Genomic DNA, 21,800 nt, shown 5'->3' on the forward strand with positions numbered 1-21,800 from the left:
TCAGGCCTTGTTCTGACCCAGCAATTCCTGCGCTTGAGGCTGAGTCATCGTAATGTGCAGATCACGTTGCGGGAACGGAATGGTCATACCCGCTTCCTCAATCTTACCTTTCACCTGACGCTGAATGCTCCAGTAGGTTTCCCAGTATTTATCCGTGGTACACCAGGCGCGTAGTTGCAGATTCACTGAGCTGTCCGCCAGCATCTGAACCATCACCTGCGGTTTCGGATCCAGCATGACTGCTTCATGGCTGAGCGCTAAATCCTGAAGCACTTTCAGGCCGGTTTCAATTGAATCCTCGTAAGAGATACCTACCACGATTTCCATACGACGACGGCCGTTACGGCTGAAGTTACGAATGGTTGCGTTCCAGACGGTGCGATTCGGGCTGGAAATATACAGGCCGTCACCGGTTTCAAATACTGAGGTGAACAAACCAATATCTTTTACCGTACCGCTGTAACCGGCAAACTCAACGAATTCACCTTTTTTTATCGGTTTCAGGAACAAAATCATAATCCCCGCAGCAATATTGCTCAGGGTATCTTTTAATGCCAGGCCAATCGCCAAACCGGCCGCACCGACTAAGGCAACCAAACTGGTGGTATTGACACCAAACAGGTCGAGAATAATGACCAGAGCGAGAATGTAGACAATATAACCACCGACTTTAGACATCAGAGACGCGACAATCTCATCACCATTGCTCACTTTCATAATGGCTTTCTGAATACCGGCACGCATCAGTTTTGATGCGATAGAAGCAATCACTAAAATAAGCAGGGTTAAAATTGAGTTCTGGATGATATCCAGAATCAACGCCTGATGTGTCTCGTAAAAGCTGACGAGTAACTCCATTTTTATCTCCGTAACGGGTTATTGATGTTGTAAAACGGTACCCGGATATCTCAACCAGGCACCAGCATTAAGCAGCGCTAACCAACACTGCCTTGAATCAAGTAAATGTTATAACTTAAATAACACAGAACGAACACTCCCCCTTCCAGGCGGGAAATAGTTTTTGCTTTACCAATTTTTACCGCAGTGAAGAGCAGCAAGGCCGTACAGAACAGGACCGATGACCAGTCACGCCAGAAAATTTCCGCTCCAACATCGGAAATCGGCTCAATGGCACCGGCAATACCGACCACGGCCAGCGAATTAAACATGTTTGAGCCTACCACGTTACCGACAGCCAAGTCATGCTCACCTTTACGCGCTGCCGCAAGCGATGCCGCCAGTTCCGGCAATGAAGTCCCCAGAGCGACAATCGTCAGACCAATCGTCAGTTCACTGACACCCAGTTCCTGAGCAATATTGACCGCTCCCCACACTAAAATGCGAGAGCTCGCGACCAGCAACACCAAACCGGTAACGAGCCAGAAAATAGCGCGGGATAAGGTCATAGATTGCGGCATCACCTGTTGTTCTACTTCAGGCGGTAGCTGGCTTTTCCGTGGCATTCGTTCACTGGATGAGCAACAACAGAAGTTTATTACGCGTGTTCCAATGACCATTAAATCAGCCAAAGAGGCCTTAATGAACCTTGAGCCAGAGCAGCTGAGCCATATCGGCAATGGCTACTCGGGTTGTTGGGTTGACGCTGATTATGGCTCGGTATCTCAGAAGTGGCTGTTGATTCATAGTGAACAAGCAACCAAGCGAGAACAGGTAACGTTTTATAAGAACTTAGACAAAAATATCACCAAAGAGCTGAAAGCGCTGGGACAACTAAAGAAAAAGCAGTTTGCTTGCGCAGTGGATGCCGAGCAAGCAATGAGCGACTTCGCCAACCAGTGTCATTTGCTTGGCTTCGCGCAATCAACCATCGTTAAAGAGCCAATTTATTCAGGTCGTGGTCGGCCGAAGAAAGATGAAAAGCCGACGGGATACCGCTATTTGATAGATGCTACGCCTTATACCGATCTAGAAAAGGTGAAACTGGCCAAGCTTAAAGTAGGTATGTTTATTCTCGCCACCAACGATACTGACAACACCGACCTAACAATGGTTGCATTGCTTGAACATTACAAGTCTCAGCAAAAGGTCGAGCGCGGCTTTCGCTTTTTGAAAAGCCCTGAGTTCTTAACATCATCAATTTTCCTGAAGAAACCTCAGCGAATCGAGGCACTACTGATGATCATGACGCTGAGCCTACTCGTCTACGCAAGCTTAGAGCACAAAATCCGAGAGAGTCTCACTAAGACCGAGGAATTCTTTCCTAGCATGGTAAAGAACAAGACGACAACTAAACCGACGGCACGTTGGGTATTCTTAAAATTCGAAGGTATCGACACACTCGAATTTGGCGGCCAAAGCTTCATAACGGGTGTTCAAGAGCATCAGACTCGGCTGCTTAAGCTTCTTGGTGTTCTGTATGAAGCAGTTTATTCCTAAATTGGCTGCGGAATCTCGGGAGCGCCACGAGGTGCTCAACACTGCTCTGGGCAAGAGACGCAGCCAAGCGATTAAATGGCATAATAAGCCCAGAACGTTAACCTAAACAATGGGTTAAGTCCAGTAGGGTGCAAAGTCCCTACCTAGGAAATTGCTAGTTCACCTAGAAGTCTGACTGGCATACATGATGGCAACAGCATGATATGAAGCCCAGTGACAAAGACGAGAAATCGTTGAGACGCAATGTAGGCCGTAGCATTAAGCGAACTTGGTTAAGCATCGTCACGCAAGTGGAAATGGGGAGTCGCTCCGAGTATACGAACCCTGCCACATACAGTGAAGCAACTAGCGAAGGCAACTGTGTGGTTTCCCGGTGTAATACAAGATGGCATGCATTGAAGGATGTTGAGTAAACGTGGGAGAGCCTATTGCTGTGAGAGTCGCGCACCAGCGCAGAGATATAAGAGGGGACCTCGAAATTCTCAGTGTATACACAATAGGCAGTCGGATGAGCCCATAGTACCAAAGATGATGAGGACAACATAACCTCATCTAGGGAAGGGGCCCAAACATAAATGACGTTTTTAAAGAAATTTCAGCAGGAGATTGCCGAATGGCTAGCACTTCAAATAAAGTTCGAGAATTTCAGCGAAAACTTTACCTGCGCTCAAAGCAGGAGCCAGACCAAGCATTTTATAGTCTGTATGACAAAATTTGTCGTTTCGACATCCTGTGGGATGCCTTCTATTTGTGTAAAGCAAACAAAGGGGCGGCGGGAGTCGATGGTGTCAGATTTGAGGACTTAAATAGCATTGAAACGTCTGGTAAATTGATCAAAACATTAAGAGCGGAGCTGGTAGAAGGCAGGTACAGACCTCTGCCGGTCAAGAGAGTGCAAATACCAAAAGACAATGGTAAGACTCGAAATTTGGGCATACCAAGTATCAGAGATCGCATTGTACAAATGGCATGCACGCTTGTGCTAAGTCCAGTCTTCGAGCCTCACTTCCACTGTAATAGCTACGGTTACAGACCTAAGCGCAGTGCACAAGACGCAGTGATATGCATTAATGGCTATCTGAAACAAGGGTATCAGCAAGTCTATGATGCTGACCTATCAAAGTTTTTCGACACTATACCACATTCACGATTACTGGATAAGGTAAGGTCTAAAGTGACGGATAGGGCAGTACTAAGACTGATTAAGCTATTCCTCAAAGCGCCGATAAGTGAGCCAACAGCAAAAGGAAAGAGCCGAATAGTGGGAAACCCTATCGGCACGCCTCAAGGCGGGGTGATTTCGCCACTATTGGCAAACATTTACCTAAATGACTTTTGTCGGAAGATTGCGACAAAGACACCATGCAAGATAATTTCTTATGCAGATGACTTTGTTATCCTGTCGAAAACGCCATTCAATTCAGCCCAACAGGACTGGATAAAGAATGAGCTGGAGCAGGAAGGACTAAAGCTCAATGAAGATAAAACTCACATCGTAGATATGACCCAAGTAGGAAATGAATTTGACTTCTTAGGGTTCACTTTCAAGTACATAGTGGGTTTCATCCAGCACACCAACTACGTAAAGATCTATCCATCGAAGAAGAGCCAAAAGAAGTATAAGGATAAGTTGCGAAGCATAGTGAAGCATAGAACGTCTCTGACCCTAGATCAGCTCGTTGAGCGGGTTAATAGAGTAGTAAGAGGCTGGAAGAATTACTTTGGCAAAGTAGGTTATCCTCGACAGGTCTTCTTCAAGATGGATTGGTTTTTGGTGGCACGCTTTTATCGATGGTCAAGAAGCCGAAGTCAACGTCGGAGCCTGTATCTTGCGCAAGATACATGGGATAAGTTACACAAGGCAGGTCTTGTGTATCTACAACCGACGAAGATGAAAACTGCGAAGGTGAGCAGGTGAACATTTATGTGAAAGCCGTGTGAGGGAAAACCTCATGCACGGAATTGAAGAGGGGTTGCTGGATAAGGGTTGTGCCGAAGCCAGTGACCTACTCTACCTAAGTCACTGCGGTGATATCCCGCACCATCCAAGATGATATGAAGCTTATGAGCTAAGGGATAACTCTTTCTTAACTCACAGAAAAAGCGAACAATCGATTCACTGTTAATGCTCTCATAGTTGTGAACAATGGTTGCTCCAATATCCGACAAGTTCAGTGCGCCAATAATGTTCAATCGGCTACGATTACCCGTTGTTTCAATCACTTTATCCTGACCAGTTCGTATCCAGCCATGAGATATTTTTGTTGATAGTGTTGGGTGAACTGCGTCGATAAAGACTATCGATTCATCCTTGCCACAGCTTGCCTTTAACGCTTCATAAGCCTCTATAAATGCTTGCTGTTGTGCTTCATCAAACTTGTGTGGTACGCCTTTCGGTTGCTTGTAGCTAAAACCATTGTGGTGAAGCCATTTATTCATACCAGAAACCGTGTAATCCAGTCCAAATGTCTCTTTAACGTAAGTGACAATTTGATGCGTATGAGAATAGGTTTTCTCAGTCAAATGCTCGATTAGGTGCATGGTTTGAGTAGCAGAAAGCTTGCTTTGGCTTCCGCCATTTTCAGGCTTAAGTTTTTCAGAAAGAACGTAGTCGCTGAGATGACGAGCAACGGTCGATTCATGAATACGAAGAGCTTGTGAAATCATAGTCTGACTCCAGCCTTCAGAAGCCAGCAAAACAGCCTTAATACGGTCGCAAACTCGACTATCACGTTCAATGTCGTGCATTTGTTCGAGTTGCAGTTTCTGTTGAGGAGTCAGTGTAATTTTCATGGTTCGTAGCATGATCCTGATTCTATCGAAAATCAAGCATCTTCAATGATCACGGGTATATAACCAATGCTTGAATAGTTATATGCAGCGCAAGCCTTGCGTCGTATCTTGAAAAAGCCCCTTCAAGAGGTAACACCTATCACTTAAGGTGTTTAGAGCGAACAGGGTAGCGAGTTTTATTGATACGAACGGTCCTTGCTTTGGGCCGTTTTCTTTTTTGGGGCAGTATGTAGCGTTTAACTCTCTCCCGCATGGCCCTTAGCTTTCTCGGGATGGAGCCGGGGGAGGCTATCGCACACCACATCAGCTCATCCTGAATATCTCTCAATGCCATCATAAAACTTATACGCAATGGCGATACCTGCGCCTCTCTCGCAATACGACTGATTTCCAGGCGAACCAAATTGTAAGCTATCAATATTCCCCAGATTTCTTGTATTACCCCCTCCACAGACTGACTTCGTAGCAGCACTTCATCTTCGAGCATATTGTGCTTTATCTCTCCGTAGCTGTTCTCTATTTCCCATCGTTCAAAATACACATCCAGTAATGACTGCGTACCATATTCCAGACTCGTTAAGGAGGTGAGAACACCTATGACGTGATTAGGTTGTTCTGGCTTAGGGTACAGGACAAGGCGGGCTTGCCATTTCTCCGGCAAGCTTGGGTCTTGTTTCCGAGCATGGGCTGACACTTTCATTTCCACTAAAAGGTCTCGCCCTTCCTTATCCAGTTGCTCAACCACTTCATATTGCGTGTTGGATTTTATCGGCGTCATCCAGTGACTCGTCGTATGTTGCCGTTGCCAATTAATCATCAACTCGGCACTGAGGTAACAGCGGTCAAAAATCGTCAGGGAGTGAGCGGGGGCTGAAGCGGCCAGCTGTTTGGCATAAGAGACCTCTCCTGTCGAGCTGGGCCCAAAGACAACATCATGTAATAAACGACTTCGCAGCGATGTGAGGGCACATAATCGAACAATCGGGTATTCAGTATGGTGGTTTTCATTGTACTTGATGTATTGGAAGTGCTCTGCAAGACAGGCGGTATCATGGGTGCTGAACTGAGTGCCGTCGACAGAAAGTAAACTCAGTCCAAACCATTTGTCATCGCTATCTTCCTGCTGGGTCCAATGGGCTGCTGTCAGTTTAAAAAGCGCTTCCAAAGGTTGGGCGGTGAGGCGCTTTCTCGCTTGAGGAATAGCACTTGGTGCAACAGAGTCCCCTAAGTGGTTGGAAAGCTTGAGGCCTAGTTTATCTAAAACTTCCGTGATGGGTTTATCCCGATACAAGCCAATACCGACAATTAGCCAAACGACAAGTTCGGCGGGTAACTTACGCCGTCTCATGCTGGCTTTATTGGTAGAATCAAGGGCTTGCTCTATCCATTCGAGCGGGAGTTCTTTTTGGAAGAGAGCCAGTGATTCTGGTGCAGCAAACGTATCGACATCAATCAGCCAGTGAGCCAACATAAAAAATACCCTCAGCAATTAGTGTACTGAGGGTATTGTTAACCATCCGTAGGATCGTTCAACTGATCAATGCCTTAACTGATCGGTGTTACCTTCAAGAGGGGCTGTGTGATGGGAGCCTGGTTGGCTAGTTGGTGGGGTTATCTGTTTCCTCTTCAGTGATATCGTCATCGGTTGACGGCACCGCTTGTTCAACTTCTGCTTCTTTACCCTTAGCTTGGGCTGATTTTCGTGCTCGAATTTCGATATCAATAATGCGTCGAGCCAGTTTGATAATGCGCTGTTGCCATGCGTAGTTGCCATCAACGCGTTGCTTGTTGCTAAGCACGCTCGATAACCAGAGTGTGTCCATTGAGATCATTAACGCATCGAGTTTGCGAACTAAGCCGACAAACTGGCCAACCTGAGGCGAGCTTATTTTTGCGTTGAAGGTAATCGGGTCGGTGTAGTCAGGTACTTCATCGATGCCGTTGGACTCCATCAATTTGTCCAAACGAGCTTGTTCGTTGTCTACCGCCTTAGCGCAATCCTCGATCAACTGGCTAATGATATCTTCCACTTCATCAATTTCGTTCTCATCGCCAATGATGCGCAGGATGACATCGATTCCGTAAAGCGCACTGACCGTCCGTCTAAAAACACGGTCAACGACACGTTGCGCCTGTAAGCTATTAATTGTGAATGATTGTTCAAAGATGGGTTTTGAGTAATTAGGTTTTGCTTGGGCCATAAGATTTTGCTCCTGATATGACAATAATCAGTCCCTAGCCTAATCCTCTGTGCGGTGATGGCCTTTCAGCTAGGTGGAAGAATTGAGCATCTTTCTGACTATCCTGTCTGGATAAGACGGTTACACTGACTATCAAATATTGCTGATCTGCTTCAGTGATATATGCGCCTGAGAGCATGAGCTCAAAGGAAGCCCGCCGTTGAGTTTTCTCAGTGGTACTAAGAGGTAGCTAGCCTCTTTAAACAAATAGCCTGCATGTTTTTACATGTTTAACCATGCGTGCCTTGCGGTTCGTCTTTTCACCACCCAACTGGGGGAGTTCTCCCCAGTTGGGGGTGACTCCTTCACAACCAAATTAAGGAGTCACCAATGGAATATATCTTCGGATTTATTATCCAAATCGCAGGCATTATGTTGCTTGCAAAACTGAGCTGGTCGCTTTTGCGATTGCTTGCTCGTCAATGCGTGCGCTCGTTTCGATTTGTACTTACTCAAATCAAGCGATTGCTCACACCAACACCAAAACGTCGTCCAATGGCAGTGCCTAAAGCTCCTGGTATGCCCCGTTTGACATCTGCGTTTTACAAAGAGCCACATCAGTACGACATGGCTTTACTCGAAATACCAACCTATCTGCGTCGTCAGTCTTCTTTGCCCAGCAGGGTAGAAGCGAATGTGTGCACAGAGTTCAACTAAGACGAGGAGAGCATCATGAAAAACCAAGTAACACTCATAGGCTACGTTGGCGCTGAGCCAGAGACGCGAGCCTATCCATCAGGTGATTTGGTGACCAGCATTTCGCTGGCCACTTCTGAGAAATGGCGCGACCGTCAATCCAATGAGCTCAAAGAGCATACGGAATGGCATCGGGTCGTTTTTCGAGATCGTGGTGGATTTAAGTTAGGGCTAAGGGCAAAAGATTTAATCCAAAAAGGAGCGAAGCTTTTTGTTCAAGGGCCTCAGCGCACGCGCTCATGGGAGAAAGATGGCATTAAGCATCGATTGACCGAAGTGGACGCGGACGAGTTTCTGCTTCTGGATAGTGTGAACAAAGCATCTGAGCCATCAGCGGCGGATGATGCAAGCTCCCAAGCTAATTGGGCACAAACTTATCCTGAACCAGATTTTTAACCGAGCAAGAACGCTTTAACCCAGCCGGGAGTACTTTCCCGTCAGGGGCAGACTCCCACTTTGATTGTCGGAGTCCATAATGGAAAAACCAAAGCTAATCCAACGCTTTGCTGAGCGCTTTAGTGTCGATCCAAACAAACTGTTCGATACCCTAAAAGCAACAGCATTCAAGCAACGTGACGGTAGTGCACCGACCAATGAGCAGATGATGGCGCTCTTGGTGGTTGCAGATCAGTACGGCTTGAACCCTTTCACCAAAGAGATTTTTGCGTTCCCTGATAAACAAGCTGGAATTATTCCAGTGGTAGGTGTCGATGGATGGTCTCGCATCATCAATCAACACGACCAGTTTGATGGCATGGAGTTCAAGACTTCAGAAACCAAAGTCTCACTGGATGGCGCGAAAGAATGCCCGGAATGGATGGAATGCATTATCTATCGGCGCGACCGTTCGCACCCAGTCAAAATCACTGAGTACCTGGATGAAGTCTATCGACCGACTTTTGAAGGTAACGGCAAAAATGGCCCTTACCGTGTGGATGGTCCATGGCAGACGCACACTAAGCGAATGCTAAGGCATAAATCCATGATCCAGTGTTCCCGCATTGCGTTTGGCTTTGTGGGAATTTTCGATCAAGACGAAGCGGAGCGAATTATCGAAGGCCAAGCAACACACGTTGTTGAGCCATTGGTGATTCCACCCGAGCAAGTTGATGATCGTACCCGAGGGCTTGTTTACAAGCTTATCGAGCGGGCGGAAGCTTCAAACGCTTGGAATAGTGCATTGGAATATGCCAATGAACATTTTCAAGGTGTTGAACTGACGTTTGCGAAACAAGAAATATTTAATGCACAGCAACAAGCAGCCAAAGCGCTCACACAGCCTTTAGCTTCTTAGCGCCACGCATTCATTTTACTAACCCTGGCGGGATTATTCTCCCGTCAGGGGGAAGGTCTCGTCTTTTTTTGGAGATCTTCCATGACTAAATCAGCCTCACTTTTTCGCTTGGTATTGGTTGTTGCCCTTGTCTTAGGTTCGATTCAAGCCGGTAAAGCGGCAATTGATTCGGTTCAAGCAAGTGTTGTTCAGCACCAAACAGCGTTAGCACAAGCTGCAAAGTAACCACTTAACCCTGAAGGGGAGTTCTCTCCTTAGGGGGAGTCTCCCCTCAAAGGAGGCAATATGAAGGTTATCGACCTATCACAACGTACTCCTGCATGGCACCAGTGGCGCATTGCAGGGGTTACGGCATCTGAAGCCCCAATTATTATGGGGCGTTCACCCTACAAAACACCTTGGCGATTATGGGCAGAAAAAACCGGATTCGTATTACCGGAAGACCTGTCGAATAATCCTAATGTACTTCGCGGTATACGGTTGGAGCCTCAAGCAAGGCGAGCATTTGAGAATGCGCATAATGACTTTCTTCTGCCGTTATGTGCAGAAGCCGATCATAACGCAATCTTTCGAGCCAGCTTTGATGGCATCAACGATGCGGGCGAACCCGTTGAACTGAAATGTCCTTGCCAGTCAGTTTTTGAGGATGTGCAAGCTCACCGAGAACAAAGCGAGGCGTACCAGTTGTATTGGGTACAAGTACAGCATCAAATACTGGTCGCCAATAGCACGCGAGGTTGGTTGGTTTTCTATTTTGAGGATCAACTGATTGAGTTTGAAATACAACGAGACGCGGCGTTCTTAACTGAGTTGCAAGAAACAGCGCTTCAGTTTTGGGAGTTAGTACAGACCAAAAAAGAACCGTCAAAATGCCCTGAACAAGATTGTTTTGTTCCCAAGGGTGAAGCCCAATACCGTTGGACATCACTGTCTCGACAGTATTGCTCAGCACATGCCGAAGTGGTCCGACTGGAAAATCACATCAAATCTTTGAAAGAAGAAATGCGAGAAGCTCAGTCGAAATTGGTCGCTATGATGGGTAACTACGCTCATGCCGACTATGCTGGGGTCAAACTCAGCCGCTACATGATGGCAGGTACGGTGGACTATAAGCAATTGGCTACCGATAAATTAGGCGAGCTGGATGAACAGGTTTTAGCCGCTTACCGAAAAGCGCCACAAGAGCGGTTGCGTATCAGCACCAATATGCCAGAGCAGCCCGTTGAAACACCAATCAAAATCAGTCTTGAGCAAGAGAACTTGGTTCTGCCAGGTGACTCGCCGAGCTCATTTTATTTTTAACGTTCACTTGGAGCCGATTTCGGCTCCTTTCTCATGCGCTTACATCGAGTGCATCAGAAAGCAGTTTCACTCGTAGCCAATGCTGGGTACGAATGATAGAGCGAGCTGAACTCTTACATACACAGCCATACCACAATCAACACACCACCCGACGGGGACTTCATTCCCTGTTGGGGCATGGGGCCTCGTCAAAACTGATGAGGTTTACCATGACTGAACAATCCCCATTTTTGGTTCAAGTGAATCAAGCGTTTAATGTCCCGGCTCCTGATGCTTTCGTTCTGGAAGGATTTAGTGCCGACACTACCGATCCAAACATTCCCGTTCGCAAGGACGAGTATGTTTTTAGAAAAGAAGACTTACGTGACGTATTGGCGTTTTTGTCTAACCCAGACGGTGACGGTTTGTATATTACAGGCCCCACTGGATGCGGTAAGACCTCGCTAATTTGCCAAGTTGCTTCTCGATTGAATTGGCCTGTTCAGCAAATTACTGCGCACGGTCGATTGGAGTTGTCCGATCTTATCGGTCACCACACGCTGGTTAATGGCAACATGACCTTTGTGTATGGACCGCTGGCACTGGCTGTAAAGCATGGCCATTTGCTGATCATTAATGAAATGGATCTTGCTGAGCCTGCTGAACTGGCTGGGCTCAATGACATTTTGGAAGGTGCCCCTTTGGTCATCGCACAAAATGGCGGAGAGATCATCATGCCACATACTAAGTTTCGTTTTATCGCTACCGGCAACAGTGCGGGCAGCGGTGACCAAACGGGCTTGTATCAAGGTGTGCTTCAACAGAATTTGGCTTTTCTTGATCGCTTTAGAATCATCGAAGCGACCTATGCAGAGCCTTCTGTAGAGGAAGCCATTCTGGAGAACGTTGCGCCGGGCTTGCCAGAAGTCTTTCGCCAAAAAATGGTGAAGGTGGCTGGTGACATTCGTCGTCTTTTTATTGGGGGCGCGGATGGCGGTGCGGAGCTTAGTATCACCATGTCCACTCGGACCTTGGTGCGCTGGGCAAAGTTAACACTTGCTTTTAAAGGTGCTCCTAACGCAGTGGAGTATGCACTGGTTCGGTCTTTGACGGCTCGTGCTGAGTTGGAGCAACGAGAAGCTATTCACCGTATTGCCGCTGATGTCTTCGGTGACCATTGGGAGGATTGATGATGGAAAAGTGCTTTGCTCTTTACCGTTACAGTCATTCTGATGGGACAGCCAAAGAATGGGCCATTTATGTTGGATCAGATAACCAGGAGATTGAAGTTCGGTTTGGAAAAGCCGGTCAATTGTCGCAGCAGCGATTGATTGACTCGACTGATCCTAACGCTGAAGCAGACCGACGAATCAATGAGAAAATCAACAAGGGTTACCGATTGGTTGGACATGTCGGTATTGATCATCAAGGGCGGCCATTTGAACTCTCAAATGCGCTAGATAGCGTCGCGTGCGCCAATAACGTCAGTTGGGAGTTTCGTACTCGCAAGGACGTCAATGGCCAAATTTCGCTGGCGCAAAAAGCGTTATTCGATATGGCAAAGCTGCTTGAAGCCTATGGCTTGGCTGTTATTGATGATAACCAGGTCAGGATTGGAGAATGGTCATTAGGGTTTTGCAAAAGCGGATTACCTAGTACCAATCAAATCAGCATGGTGTCAGGTGAAGGCGCTGGCATTGTTAACACGGATGATGGCCCGTGGCCATTGTTGCTGTTACTGGCCTTTAAGCGTCAATTACCACCTCTGTGTTCGCTCACAGTAGCGAGTCCTGAAGGGATAGAAGTATCAGACCAACTGAAGTTGGAAAAAGATGTATTGCGGTTGCTAGGCAGTGATTTAGAGCGGGTTCGCCCGATAGCTGAAGCACTGGACTTAATGCCTGCGAAAATCGATCTCAATCAATCGTCGCCTGATTCGCAAAATTACTATTTCTGATAGTGGTATTGCCATTAGCGCGTCAACTACTACCACCCAAACGGGGGCCATTGCTCCTGTTGGGAGTGGTGCGTCCCCATCTCGCATGAGGATGCACTATGAGTATTCAAACCCTCGACAAACTTTTGATTTGTCACATCGACTGTTCCATCTGGAGCGGTAGAAAAAAACTAAGGCCTGAAGATTTCAGATTAGCCAATGGCAGCCAACTTCCACCGAAGGATGTTGCCAGCTTAGGGAGTAAAAAAATTTGCGACCCTGAGGCATTGGCGAACTTTGAAAGGCTTAAGAAAGAAGCGCAACGCTTGTGTGAGCAAGCCGGTGTGCGGTTTTTAGGTGGCTATGCCGTCCCTGAAGACCGAATTGATCAGATTGTTCCAGAGCTTGACCGGATCGGTCAGGAGTTTGCGCAGTGCAAGCAGTTGTTCTTGGACAACTATGATCAGGTGACGTTTGACTGGGTTGCAAAACACCCGGAATTTGCAGATGCAATCCGGCGTGCGCTGTCACCCATTGAAGATGTGGAACAACGGCTTCAGTTCGATTATGCCATCTATCGAATGCAACCGGCTGAACAAGCTGGTGGCCTAGATGACAAGGTCAATGGTATGGGACACACCCTCTTTAGGGAGGTGGCTCGTGATGCCAATGAGCTGTTTGAGCGTTCCGTTGCAGGCAAGAATCAAATCAGCCAGCGAGCCCTTAATCCTCTCAAGCGATTAAGAGACAAGTTGGATGGTTTGTCATTCCTAGATCACCGAGTTCAGCCGATGGTTGAAGCGATGGACAATTTATTTGTTCGTCTGCCGAAGACCGGCCCTGTGACAGGCAATCTCTATCACGAACTGATGGCGACCATTTTAATTTTGTCTGATCCAGACAAGATGAGAATGCACGGTGAAGGTCAATTGGATATCAGACAACTGATGCCCAAACCTGAACCTAAACCCGCACAGCCAGTATCTGCTCAGGCAGATAACTTACGTGCAATACCACAACCAACCGTCAGACCAAACCTTGGTTCGACTGTACCAAACTCATTTTATTTCTAACGTCCTTGAGGGCATGTTGCCCTGAAGGGCGCATGTCCTCTGAACTATGTAAGAGGAAATTATGCAATCAACCATCCATACCCCCAGCCAACTGAACCAGTTTGAAGCACATTTTCGTGGTGTGACTGATGCGGTTGAAAGTGAATCGATACCAGAAGTGGCGTGTTGTCGAACGTTAGTACAACGGTCGTACTCAACACATAGTGTCGTGATCCCCAAGAACCCTGTTTTGATCGCAGATGCGGACGCACAAGGAGCTTGGGTAACGGCCATGGTATTTGTTCCAAACATGGCATTGCAGCAAACCGCTTTTGAGCGGGCCTGGCTGCAATATCAACACGAGGTGTCTACTCAGTTACAAGACCAGTACGGTCTGACATTGGATGACATCCTGAGTTTAGACCAGCTTAAAACGTCATTTGAGCAGCACGAGAGTCCAGCTCAATTGGTGGCTTGGTTAGGTCAAAAATACGATCTGGATAAGCTAAAAGCACAGGTTTAAACACTCACATTCCCAGCGGGGAAACGCTCCCGCTGAGGGAGTATTCCCCCTAATGATTAGGAGACTCCCATGAATCATCCATTAAAAAACGCACTGCCAATCGTTGCCGCCGCTTATGGCGAAAAGTTTGGTGTGAAGGTGCTTATTCAAGGACAAGATGCGTTTACCGATGGTGAGCGGATTGTGATCCCAACAGCAAACCCAGACGACCCACACTATCAACAGATAGCTTGGGGTTATCTGGCTCATGAAGCGGCGCATATTCGGCATACCAATTTTGACATGGTGCAGAAGGCGTCGTCCAAACCGATCCGTAAGGCACTTCTCAATATCATTGAGGACGTTCGCATTGAAAACGAATTGGCGAAGGATTATCCCGGAACCCGGCGCAGTATTTCGCAAGTGATTGAGTACATGGTGGACACTCAGCAAATGAGTATACCTGAACAGCTTGAGCCTGCATCTAACTTGCAAGCCTGGTTGTTGTTTCGCTTGAGATGCCATTTTCTGGGCCAGAAAGCGCTGACGCCTTTGTATCAAGCGATTGATGAAAGAGTGAGACAACTCTTTCCTGCCGCAGCGATGAGCCGGTTAAGCGCCATGCTGACAGCAGTGCCTAGCCTGGCGTCTACAGGTGAAGTGCTAAAACTTGTCGATGCCATCGTTGCCATGTTGGAGGAAGAATCTCGTCCACCACAGGATGAGTCGGATGCTGATAGCGGTAATGACATTGGACAAGATGCGAGTAATGGCAGCAATAACAGTAGTGACAGTCAAACCCCGGAAGCAGACTTGTCTGCAATGGTGGATGCTGCTGAAACGGGAGATTCTGATAACTCTGATCAAGCTGACAATTTGCGACAAGCCTTAGAGGCCAGTGCCGCTCAGTTTGAACCCGATACCTTTGCCCAAGTGGCAGAAGTGTTGTCGGAACAAGCTGAAGGACATCAGGGTGTCACTCCACTCAGTTTGCCCCAAGCAGAGCACGCTATGTTGGGTGATGAGGCCATCTTGACCTTATCGGCGTCTGAGTCCGCTCAAATTCGAGCCCGACTTAGGGGCATGGTTCAGTCCAGTCAGGACAATCGGAATCATGCCAAACGGCACGGTCTTCGAGTTGCAACCCATCGTCTTGCCGCTTCACAAGCAGGTGAGTCGAGATTGTTTATTCAAAGGCAACCTCGCATTGCGCCTAATGCTGCTGTGCACTTGCTGGTCGATATATCGGGTTCAATGGGTAAACCCATTGGCGAAGGTAATCGAAAGTACTTTCATGTTGCCAATGAAGCCGCTTTGGCTTTGGCCATGGCACTGGAAGGCATACCGGGTGTTGTACCTGCGGTCAGTTATTTTCCTGGTATTCATCAGGAAGTTTCTATCGCGTTATTGCCCAAGCAATCGGTTCGACATCGGGCCGCCTGTTTTGACCAAAAACCACGAGGTTGTACGCCTATGGCACAAGCAATGTGGTTTGCGGCAAACAGTTTGTTAGCGCAAAAACAGAAGCGAAAGCTAATGATAGTGCTAACGGATGGTGACCCAGATGATTGGGCTGCCACGCATGACATTGTTGACCGGTGCAGACGCAGTGGCTTTGAGCTGCTGGGGATCGGGATTCAAACACGCAGTGTTGAGAAATTCTTTCCTCAAAGCATTGTGATTAATGACGTCAAAGATCTAAAGCGTGAGTTATTCGAAGTAACACAACAACTGTTAATTCAGTAACCACATCAATTATACCACCCTGCGGGGACGATTCCGTCCCCTTCAGGGCATGGGTTCGTCTCCGCTTTTTTTTGTGGAGACTCCTATGAAAAACAAAAAGTTCTTAGCTGGCGAAGAAGCCGGTACTTACATCGTTCCTGAGCAAGTGACTGAAGCGGATATTTTAGATATGGCGCTCAAGCTTGCCCGTGGTCGATTGAGTAAAGGTCGCAAAATTGAACAGCCATCATCGGCGTTCTCATACCTGCAAACACTGATGCACGAGTATGAGCACGAAGTCTTTGGCGTGCTGTTTCTTGATACAAAGCATCGCGTTATTCGATTTGAAGAGCTGTTCAAAGGCACTTTAGATGCGGCGAGCGTGTATCCAAGGGAAGTAACAAAGCGTGCGCTAGAGCTTAATGCGGCAGCAGTGATACTGGTTCATAACCATCCATCGGGTGATCCTGAGCCCAGTGAAGCTGATAAACGCATAACTCATCGACTCCGTGACGCCTTGTCACTTGTTGATATTCGAACGCTTGACCATGTCGTGGTCGCATCCGAGGGCTGCGTTTCGCTTGCTGAACGCGGTTATCTTTAATGAATGGGCGCATTGCCCATTCTCCTACATCACAAAAGCAGTCCCATCGACACACGTCATCACAGCTCGAATTTCTATTTGAGTTTGATGATGCCCCAGTCACTTGGTCTGACACGGAAATCTGGCAGTTACGCGAAGGCATTCTATTGGATGCGATCCGAGTATTGCTGGATGGTCGTGTCAGTACTCGGTTGCGCAAGGATGTGTTGTCGTGGATTCAAAATGACGAAATAGCGCCATTTTGCTTTCGTGTTTGCGCGATGGCTGCGGTTGTCGATCCTGATGTGCTTCGTGATTCCATCATGTGTCTATTAGGACGACATGGTATCCAGCTTGACTAACGTTCCTGCATTAACCAAACGGCTCAATGCAGGACCCAAGCTGACTTTTACCACCAGTGGTAGGAGTCGGCTTTTTACTTAAGGAGGTTATATGGCGTTACCTTTACAAATTGAAACAGTAAGGCCATATCTTAATGGCCAATGGCTTCAAGTCTTGGCGGCATTGGTGCCAGAACTTGATGCCGCTATTGCTCGAAAAGGCCGTCATGTGGCTTGCCCTGTTCATGGCGGTCGTGATGGCTTTAGGCTATTCAAAGATGCTGAATATACCGGAGGTGGCGTTTGTAACACCTGCGGGATTTTTCATGATGGTTTTGAACTGTTGTCTTGGATTAATGGATGGAACTTTGCTCAGTCTGTTGAAGCAATCGGCCAGGTTCTTGGTATTCAACCCGGACAAATACAAGCACCTATTCGGCCAATACCGAGTAACGCAGTTGATTGGAGGGCTAGAAAGCAGGACGAGGACAAAGCGATTATCCATCGCTTGAATCAAACTTGGGGAGAAACGTTATCTCTTGCAGATACTCGTGCGCAACCGGTTTGGAACTACTTGCATCGTCGTGGCATTGTGACGCGGCTTCGTCCTGAATGGGATTCGGTGCTGAGGTTTCATCCAAGCTTGCCTTACCATGATGAAGATGGTCTGTTTATCGATAGCTACCCAGCGCTGCTAGGTAAAATCGTTACTCAGCAAGGGCGTTCGGCCACGTTTCATCGGATCTACCTAAGTGAAGATGGATTCAAAGCGCCGGTTGAAAAGCCTAAAAAGATGATGCCGATACCAAGTGACAGAACAATCACAGGTGGTGCCATTCCGATAGGTGAGCCTGGTGAAGTACTAGGTGTTTCTGAAGGTATAGAAACGGCCCTAGCGGTAACCAGAGCAACGGGGCAAACATGTTGGTCGGTTGTGAATGCAACGCTACTGGCTAGGTTTGAACCACCAAGTAATGTGAAAATGCTGTACATCTGGGCAGACCACGATCTCTCTGAGACCGGCCTGAATGCAGCGAATGAACTCAAGAAAAAAGCCTGGCAAAAAGGCATTCTGTCACAAGTCTTGATCCCTCCGATACCAACGTCACTCGGCTTGAAAAGTTGGGATTGGAATGATGTGCTGAATGTTTACGGTGCCATGGGCTTTCCGAAAGTTCATATCTGATCCAAGGGGCTTCGGCCCCTTTTTTTGCGCCTTGCATATTTGAAAAAACATGGAGAATGAAAAATAGATAACCAATAGGAGAACAAACATGATGGTATTAACCCTGTTAACAAAGCAGATTGATGGTGAGTTTACGGTTTACTGGAAGACCGGCCTTCGAAGAGGTGGTGAGCTAAAGGTCGATTTAGGTGAGCAATACGAAACGCTACCTGAGCAGCAAAAGCCAATTGCAGCTGAGCTCTATGCGATTCATCACCTACTGTCAGTGAAAGAGGTGATGGGGAGTAACCGAAGCGGCAATGGGCTTCAAATCCGAGTCAGTAAAGGAGCCATCAAAAAGTTACAGAAACAACGCTCAACTCAGCATTCACTTTACAGCCTGACTAGATTCTTGCTCACTCGTTACCAGGAAGCACAGATATCGGTAGAAAAACGGGAAGAATGGCTCTCTCATTCCTTCGAAGAATACTGCGTCGATACTGCTACCGTGAGAGAAATCGATGAGGTAATAAATGTTCCGAACATTGGACCTGTCGTGGTGACTCGTCATGCACTGGAACGGTTTGTGGAACGGCTTTCAGACGGTGCTCCTAAGCATCCTTGGAAGGCTTTGTGCTCAAAGCTGCTATGCCCAAGGCTAACTAAAACCCAGTTACCAGAAAGCGTCACTTTCCAAAAAGCAAAAAAATATGCACAGGAGGCCGAGTTCTGGCAATACATGGGGAGCAAGATGTACTTTGTTATGGTTCCAAGTGGCTCAATTAAAACTTTGGTTACGGTTTTTGCAGTTAAGTGAGCTAATGTAGTATTCGCACTTCATGAATATCACTTATGTGCCAAAAGCTGGCCTTCAGCGTAACTCGTTTCTGCCCCATTATCATTTACGGCTAAAATATTCGCGGCCACGAACTACTGAAATTTGCCCAAATACAGCTCATGTAACGATAATAATATTTATGCAAAAACAGTGAGTTTCTATGTTTGCAAAGTCGCTTCGGGACAAAACCGCCTCCACTCTTTCTCACCAATTTAATCAACCGGTGGGGTTAGAACCTGCAGTCGTGCTTCATTACAAGCCGCTTCGAGCTTATGAGGTAAGGCATCATCAGAGATCAAATAGTGGAAATTTAGCAAGTTACCGATTTTGTATGTGGCGGTTTGATTGATAGTTTTCTTTTCTACTATCAGATACTTTTTCATGCTCCTTTCCATAACCAGATTCGCAATGTTTGCTACCAACATATCCGAAGCTGTCACGCCAAACCTATCGTGAACACCTGCGGACGAAATAAACACTTTCTGAAATATCATAGGTGTTAGCACATCATTAGAGGTGGAGACGAAGATATCATGTACAGCGTTATAATCGCCGCCTTGCAAGATAGACTTACAGTTAGGTTTATTCTTTAATGCCAAAAAGACATTCATAGAAGCAGTAACACCTGTAAATTTCACATGATCGGGTATTGAACCAATAATGTCAGCGTTAAGTACTCCGTTGTCGAAATACACTACATCATTCATCTCTATAAAGTCAGAAACGATAGCCGAGATATAGTTGTTCACTTTGACTGGAGGGAAAACTGTTGTATTGCGCGCTTTCTGAAGTGGAATCGCCTGAGAAGATACTTTCGAAGACATCTGTTCAAGATCTTCCGTAACTTCATCATGAACGATTGGATCACCACGACGGATATATCCGCCGTAGTATTCAAGAGGAAAAGAATGAGCAGCATTGGAGCTTAAATCACGACGAACTGTCATTTCTGACACTTCTAAAAGGCGGGCGATTTCTTTCAAATGAATTTTGTCGCTGTGTTTTAGGCATGCTTCAATTCGTCGAAGTCTTTCTAACTGCTTTGTAACCATGTTTCTCCATTTTCGGCCTTTTACAGCCGAAGGCTTCTTACTCTTAGTAACCATTCGTCGTTGGAGCTTCACCCGTGACAATGCTCACACTCGCACTAGCGCCAACTCGAGACGCCCCAGCGTCAATCATTGCTTGTGCTGTTTCTTTGGTGCGAACGCCGCCAGATGCCTTTACTCCCATTTGTTTGCCAACAGTATCACGCATTAACTTAATATGCTCAACAGTTGCACCACCTGTTGAGAAACCTGTTGATGTTTTCACAAAATCAGCACCAGCACGCTTGCTAATGTTACACAGTTCAACAATTTGTTTGTTGGTGAGTAGGCAGGTTTCGAAGATGACTTTGAGCAATTTCGGCCCACATGCCTCTTTTATAGCGGCAATCTCTCTTTCAATAGCATCCCATTCACCGTCTAAGACATCGCTGATGTTCACTACCATGTCAATTTCATCAGCGCCTAACGAGATTGCATTTTGAGTTTCAAACACTTTAACAGCAGTGGTGTTTGCCCCTAAAGGAAAACCGATAACTGTGCAGATCTTAACATTTGATGTCTTTAGGCGTTCGGCGCAATGCTCAACAAAATCAGGATTGATACAAACAGAGAAGAACTGGTGTTCGTGGGCTTCATCACAGAGTGTGTTGATTTGGTTAGTTGTGGCGTTAGCCAATAATAGTGTGTGGTCAATATAGTGATTCATGTTGTTACCCTATGCGTTAATCTTGGATTAGAGTGTATGTTACTTTAATAACATTTTAAAGTTGCAATGTTATCACATTAACCTATAAGTGTGATTTAGTGCTGGTTTTTTCATTGCTTAATAGGCGTTAACATCATTTAAGTGATCCTAATCTCAGTAAATACTCATAAAGATCGATTAATGTTAGTTTTATAACATTAGTAAGGGAAGTTAAAAATGAAAACAATTGCAGTTATCGGCTCAAATATGGTCGATCTCATTTCATACACAGACCGTATGCCAAAAGAAGGTGAAACATTAGAAGCTCCATTATTCAAAATGGGATGTGGTGGTAAAGGTGCTAACCAAGCCGTAGCCGCCGCGAAAATGGGAGCAGATGTTGTAATGGTAAGTAAAGTGGGTGACGACATGTTTGCCGACAATACAATTCGAAACTTTCAATCTTACGGCATCAACACTCAATATGTGAGCAAAGTACCTCAGACTTCAAGCGGTGTGGCGCCAATATTTGTTAGTTCCACATCTCAGAACTCTATTTTGATCATTAAAGGAGCGAATGAGTTTTTAAAACCAGCTGACATTGATAAAGCGGAAAGTACCTTGGTGGAGTGCAGTTTGATTGTACTTCAGCTAGAAGTACCACTAGAAACTGTCTATGCTGCCATCGAATTTGGTAATAAGCATAGTATTCCAGTATTGCTAAATCCTGCGCCTGCAGTACCTGAGCTTGATATTGAATATGCTTGTCGTTGTGACTTCTTTGTGCCTAACGAAACTGAACTAGAAATTCTAGTGAACAAGCCTGTTGAAACGGTTGAACAGATTAAAGAAGCCGCCACCATTCTTCTAAATAAAGGTTTGAACAACATCATCGTTACCATGGGTTCGAAAGGTGCACTTTGGTTAAGCAAAGATGGTAAAGACGTATTCATTGAGCCAACCAAAGTAAACGCAGTGGATACCAGTGGTGCGGGTGATGCATTCATTGGCTGCTTCTCTCACTACTTCATGCAAACTGGTGATGTACAGACGTCCTTAGAAAAAGCTTCACTGTTTGCTGCATTCAGTGTGACGGAAAAAGGAACACAGTTCTCTTATCCGAGCATTGAACAATTCGAAGAGTTTGAAACAAAGCACTCTAAATAATACTAACGGTCTGAACTAACAATTAAAACTGGCTCATTATTTCTAATGAGCTACAG

22 protein-coding genes and 2 pseudogenes are annotated in these 21,800 nt (G+C 46.4%); 17 read left to right on the forward strand and 7 right to left on the reverse strand.

What is annotated here, in order from left to right; genetic code table 11:
- Together R8O11_RS06835 and R8O11_RS06840 are read right to left on the reverse strand one after the other, a co-directional pair.
- Positions 1-858 (reverse strand): mechanosensitive ion channel family protein, encoded by an 858-nt coding sequence (locus tag R8O11_RS06835; protein ID WP_004729635.1) that lies wholly within the window; start codon positions 856-858, stop codon positions 1-3.
- 77 nt (positions 859-935) lie between these two features.
- Positions 936-1,463 carry a sodium:calcium antiporter gene (locus R8O11_RS06840; protein ID WP_022591086.1) on the reverse strand — a complete coding sequence of 176 codons (528 nt, stop codon included), beginning with the start codon at positions 1,461-1,463 and terminating at the stop codon, positions 936-938.
- Between R8O11_RS06840 and R8O11_RS06845 the strand changes: the two are divergent.
- Positions 1,462-2,397: pseudogene (locus R8O11_RS06845) on the forward strand (IS1634 family transposase); the annotation flags it as partial. The gene R8O11_RS06840 and the pseudogene R8O11_RS06845 overlap by 2 nt on opposite strands.
- A gap of 613 nt (positions 2,398-3,010) precedes the next feature.
- Positions 3,011-4,315: a group II intron reverse transcriptase/maturase gene (gene ltrA, locus R8O11_RS06850; RefSeq protein WP_225468105.1), complete on the forward strand. Its 1,305-nt coding sequence runs from the start codon at positions 3,011-3,013 to the stop codon at positions 4,313-4,315.
- A 98-nt stretch (positions 4,316-4,413) separates the two neighbouring features.
- On the opposite strand, the pseudogene R8O11_RS06855 reads toward ltrA, so the two are convergent.
- From R8O11_RS06855 to R8O11_RS06865, 3 genes and pseudogenes are all read right to left on the reverse strand, one after another.
- Positions 4,414-5,202 (reverse strand): annotated as a pseudogene (locus tag R8O11_RS06855) (IS630 family transposase); the annotation flags it as partial.
- 127 nt (positions 5,203-5,329) lie between these two features.
- The gene (locus tag R8O11_RS06860) at positions 5,330-6,661 is read right to left on the reverse strand and encodes an IS4 family transposase (RefSeq protein ID WP_065274336.1); all 1,332 of its coding nucleotides are present in this window, start codon (positions 6,659-6,661) and stop codon (positions 5,330-5,332) included.
- A gap of 127 nt (positions 6,662-6,788) precedes the next feature.
- Positions 6,789-7,391, reverse strand: coding sequence for a hypothetical protein (locus R8O11_RS06865; RefSeq protein WP_005398030.1), 603 nt, complete (start codon positions 7,389-7,391; stop codon positions 6,789-6,791).
- A gap of 369 nt (positions 7,392-7,760) precedes the next feature.
- Between R8O11_RS06865 and R8O11_RS06870 the strand changes: the two genes are divergently transcribed.
- From R8O11_RS06870 to R8O11_RS06935, 14 genes are all read left to right on the forward strand, one after another.
- Positions 7,761-8,087, forward strand: coding sequence for a hypothetical protein (locus R8O11_RS06870; RefSeq protein WP_005398029.1), 327 nt, complete (start codon positions 7,761-7,763; stop codon positions 8,085-8,087).
- A gap of 15 nt (positions 8,088-8,102) precedes the next feature.
- Positions 8,103-8,522 carry a single-stranded DNA-binding protein gene (locus tag R8O11_RS06875; protein ID WP_005398028.1) on the forward strand — a complete coding sequence of 140 codons (420 nt, stop codon included), beginning with the start codon at positions 8,103-8,105 and terminating at the stop codon, positions 8,520-8,522.
- 79 nt (positions 8,523-8,601) lie between these two features.
- The gene (gene bet / locus R8O11_RS06880; protein ID WP_318194021.1) at positions 8,602-9,420 is read left to right on the forward strand and encodes a phage recombination protein Bet; all 819 of its coding nucleotides are present in this window, start codon (positions 8,602-8,604) and stop codon (positions 9,418-9,420) included.
- Positions 9,421-9,501: 81 nt separating this feature from the next.
- On the forward strand, positions 9,502-9,645 hold the full coding sequence (locus R8O11_RS06885) for a hypothetical protein (protein ID WP_015066581.1): 144 nt from the start codon (positions 9,502-9,504) through the stop codon (positions 9,643-9,645).
- A 60-nt stretch (positions 9,646-9,705) separates the two neighbouring features.
- A complete protein-coding gene (locus tag R8O11_RS06890) occupies positions 9,706-10,722 on the forward strand; it encodes a lambda-exonuclease family protein (RefSeq protein ID WP_318194022.1) in 1,017 nt (338 codons plus the stop codon).
- A gap of 209 nt (positions 10,723-10,931) precedes the next feature.
- The gene (locus tag R8O11_RS06895; RefSeq protein ID WP_005398022.1) at positions 10,932-11,891 is read left to right on the forward strand and encodes an AAA family ATPase; all 960 of its coding nucleotides are present in this window, start codon (positions 10,932-10,934) and stop codon (positions 11,889-11,891) included.
- Positions 11,891-12,658, forward strand: a complete 768-nt coding sequence (locus tag R8O11_RS06900; protein ID WP_318194023.1) for a hypothetical protein — start codon at positions 11,891-11,893, stop codon at positions 12,656-12,658. The genes R8O11_RS06895 and R8O11_RS06900 overlap by 1 nt, the downstream gene beginning before the upstream one ends.
- Positions 12,659-12,756: 98 nt before the next feature.
- Positions 12,757-13,710 carry a DUF3150 domain-containing protein gene (locus tag R8O11_RS06905; RefSeq protein WP_318194024.1) on the forward strand — a complete coding sequence of 318 codons (954 nt, stop codon included), beginning with the start codon at positions 12,757-12,759 and terminating at the stop codon, positions 13,708-13,710.
- A gap of 61 nt (positions 13,711-13,771) precedes the next feature.
- Complete coding sequence (locus R8O11_RS06910; RefSeq protein ID WP_054104229.1) at positions 13,772-14,212, forward strand: hypothetical protein; 441 nt, start codon at positions 13,772-13,774, stop codon at positions 14,210-14,212.
- A gap of 69 nt (positions 14,213-14,281) precedes the next feature.
- Positions 14,282-15,937, forward strand: a complete 1,656-nt coding sequence (locus R8O11_RS06915; RefSeq protein ID WP_318194025.1) for a VWA domain-containing protein — start codon at positions 14,282-14,284, stop codon at positions 15,935-15,937.
- Between the two features lie 85 nt (positions 15,938-16,022).
- A complete protein-coding gene (radC, locus tag R8O11_RS06920; protein ID WP_000791199.1) occupies positions 16,023-16,520 on the forward strand; it encodes a RadC family protein in 498 nt (165 codons plus the stop codon).
- Complete coding sequence (locus R8O11_RS06925) at positions 16,520-16,861, forward strand: plasmid-related protein (protein ID WP_222772678.1); 342 nt, start codon at positions 16,520-16,522, stop codon at positions 16,859-16,861. Before radC ends, R8O11_RS06925 begins: the two co-directional genes overlap by 1 nt.
- 91 nt (positions 16,862-16,952) lie before the next feature.
- Positions 16,953-18,026 carry a primase-helicase zinc-binding domain-containing protein gene (locus R8O11_RS06930; protein WP_318194026.1) on the forward strand — a complete coding sequence of 358 codons (1,074 nt, stop codon included), beginning with the start codon at positions 16,953-16,955 and terminating at the stop codon, positions 18,024-18,026.
- An 88-nt stretch (positions 18,027-18,114) separates the two neighbouring features.
- Positions 18,115-18,822 (forward strand): hypothetical protein, encoded by a 708-nt coding sequence (locus R8O11_RS06935; protein ID WP_258500897.1) that lies wholly within the window; start codon positions 18,115-18,117, stop codon positions 18,820-18,822.
- Positions 18,823-19,055: 233 nt separating this feature from the next.
- On the opposite strand, the gene R8O11_RS06940 is transcribed toward R8O11_RS06935, so the two are convergent.
- Entirely contained in the window at positions 19,056-19,895 is an 840-nt protein-coding gene (locus tag R8O11_RS06940) for a DeoR family transcriptional regulator (protein WP_250155025.1), read from the reverse strand.
- Positions 19,896-19,938: 43 nt separating this feature from the next.
- Complete coding sequence (deoC, locus tag R8O11_RS06945) at positions 19,939-20,598, reverse strand: deoxyribose-phosphate aldolase (RefSeq protein ID WP_213900133.1); 660 nt, start codon at positions 20,596-20,598, stop codon at positions 19,939-19,941.
- A gap of 216 nt (positions 20,599-20,814) precedes the next feature.
- On the opposite strand from deoC, the gene rbsK reads away from it, so the two are divergent.
- Positions 20,815-21,744, forward strand: a complete 930-nt coding sequence (gene rbsK, locus R8O11_RS06950) for a ribokinase (RefSeq protein ID WP_213900132.1) — start codon at positions 20,815-20,817, stop codon at positions 21,742-21,744.
- Positions 21,745-21,800 lie beyond the last annotated feature (56 nt).

The organism is Vibrio sp. 1288 (assembly GCF_033344475.1).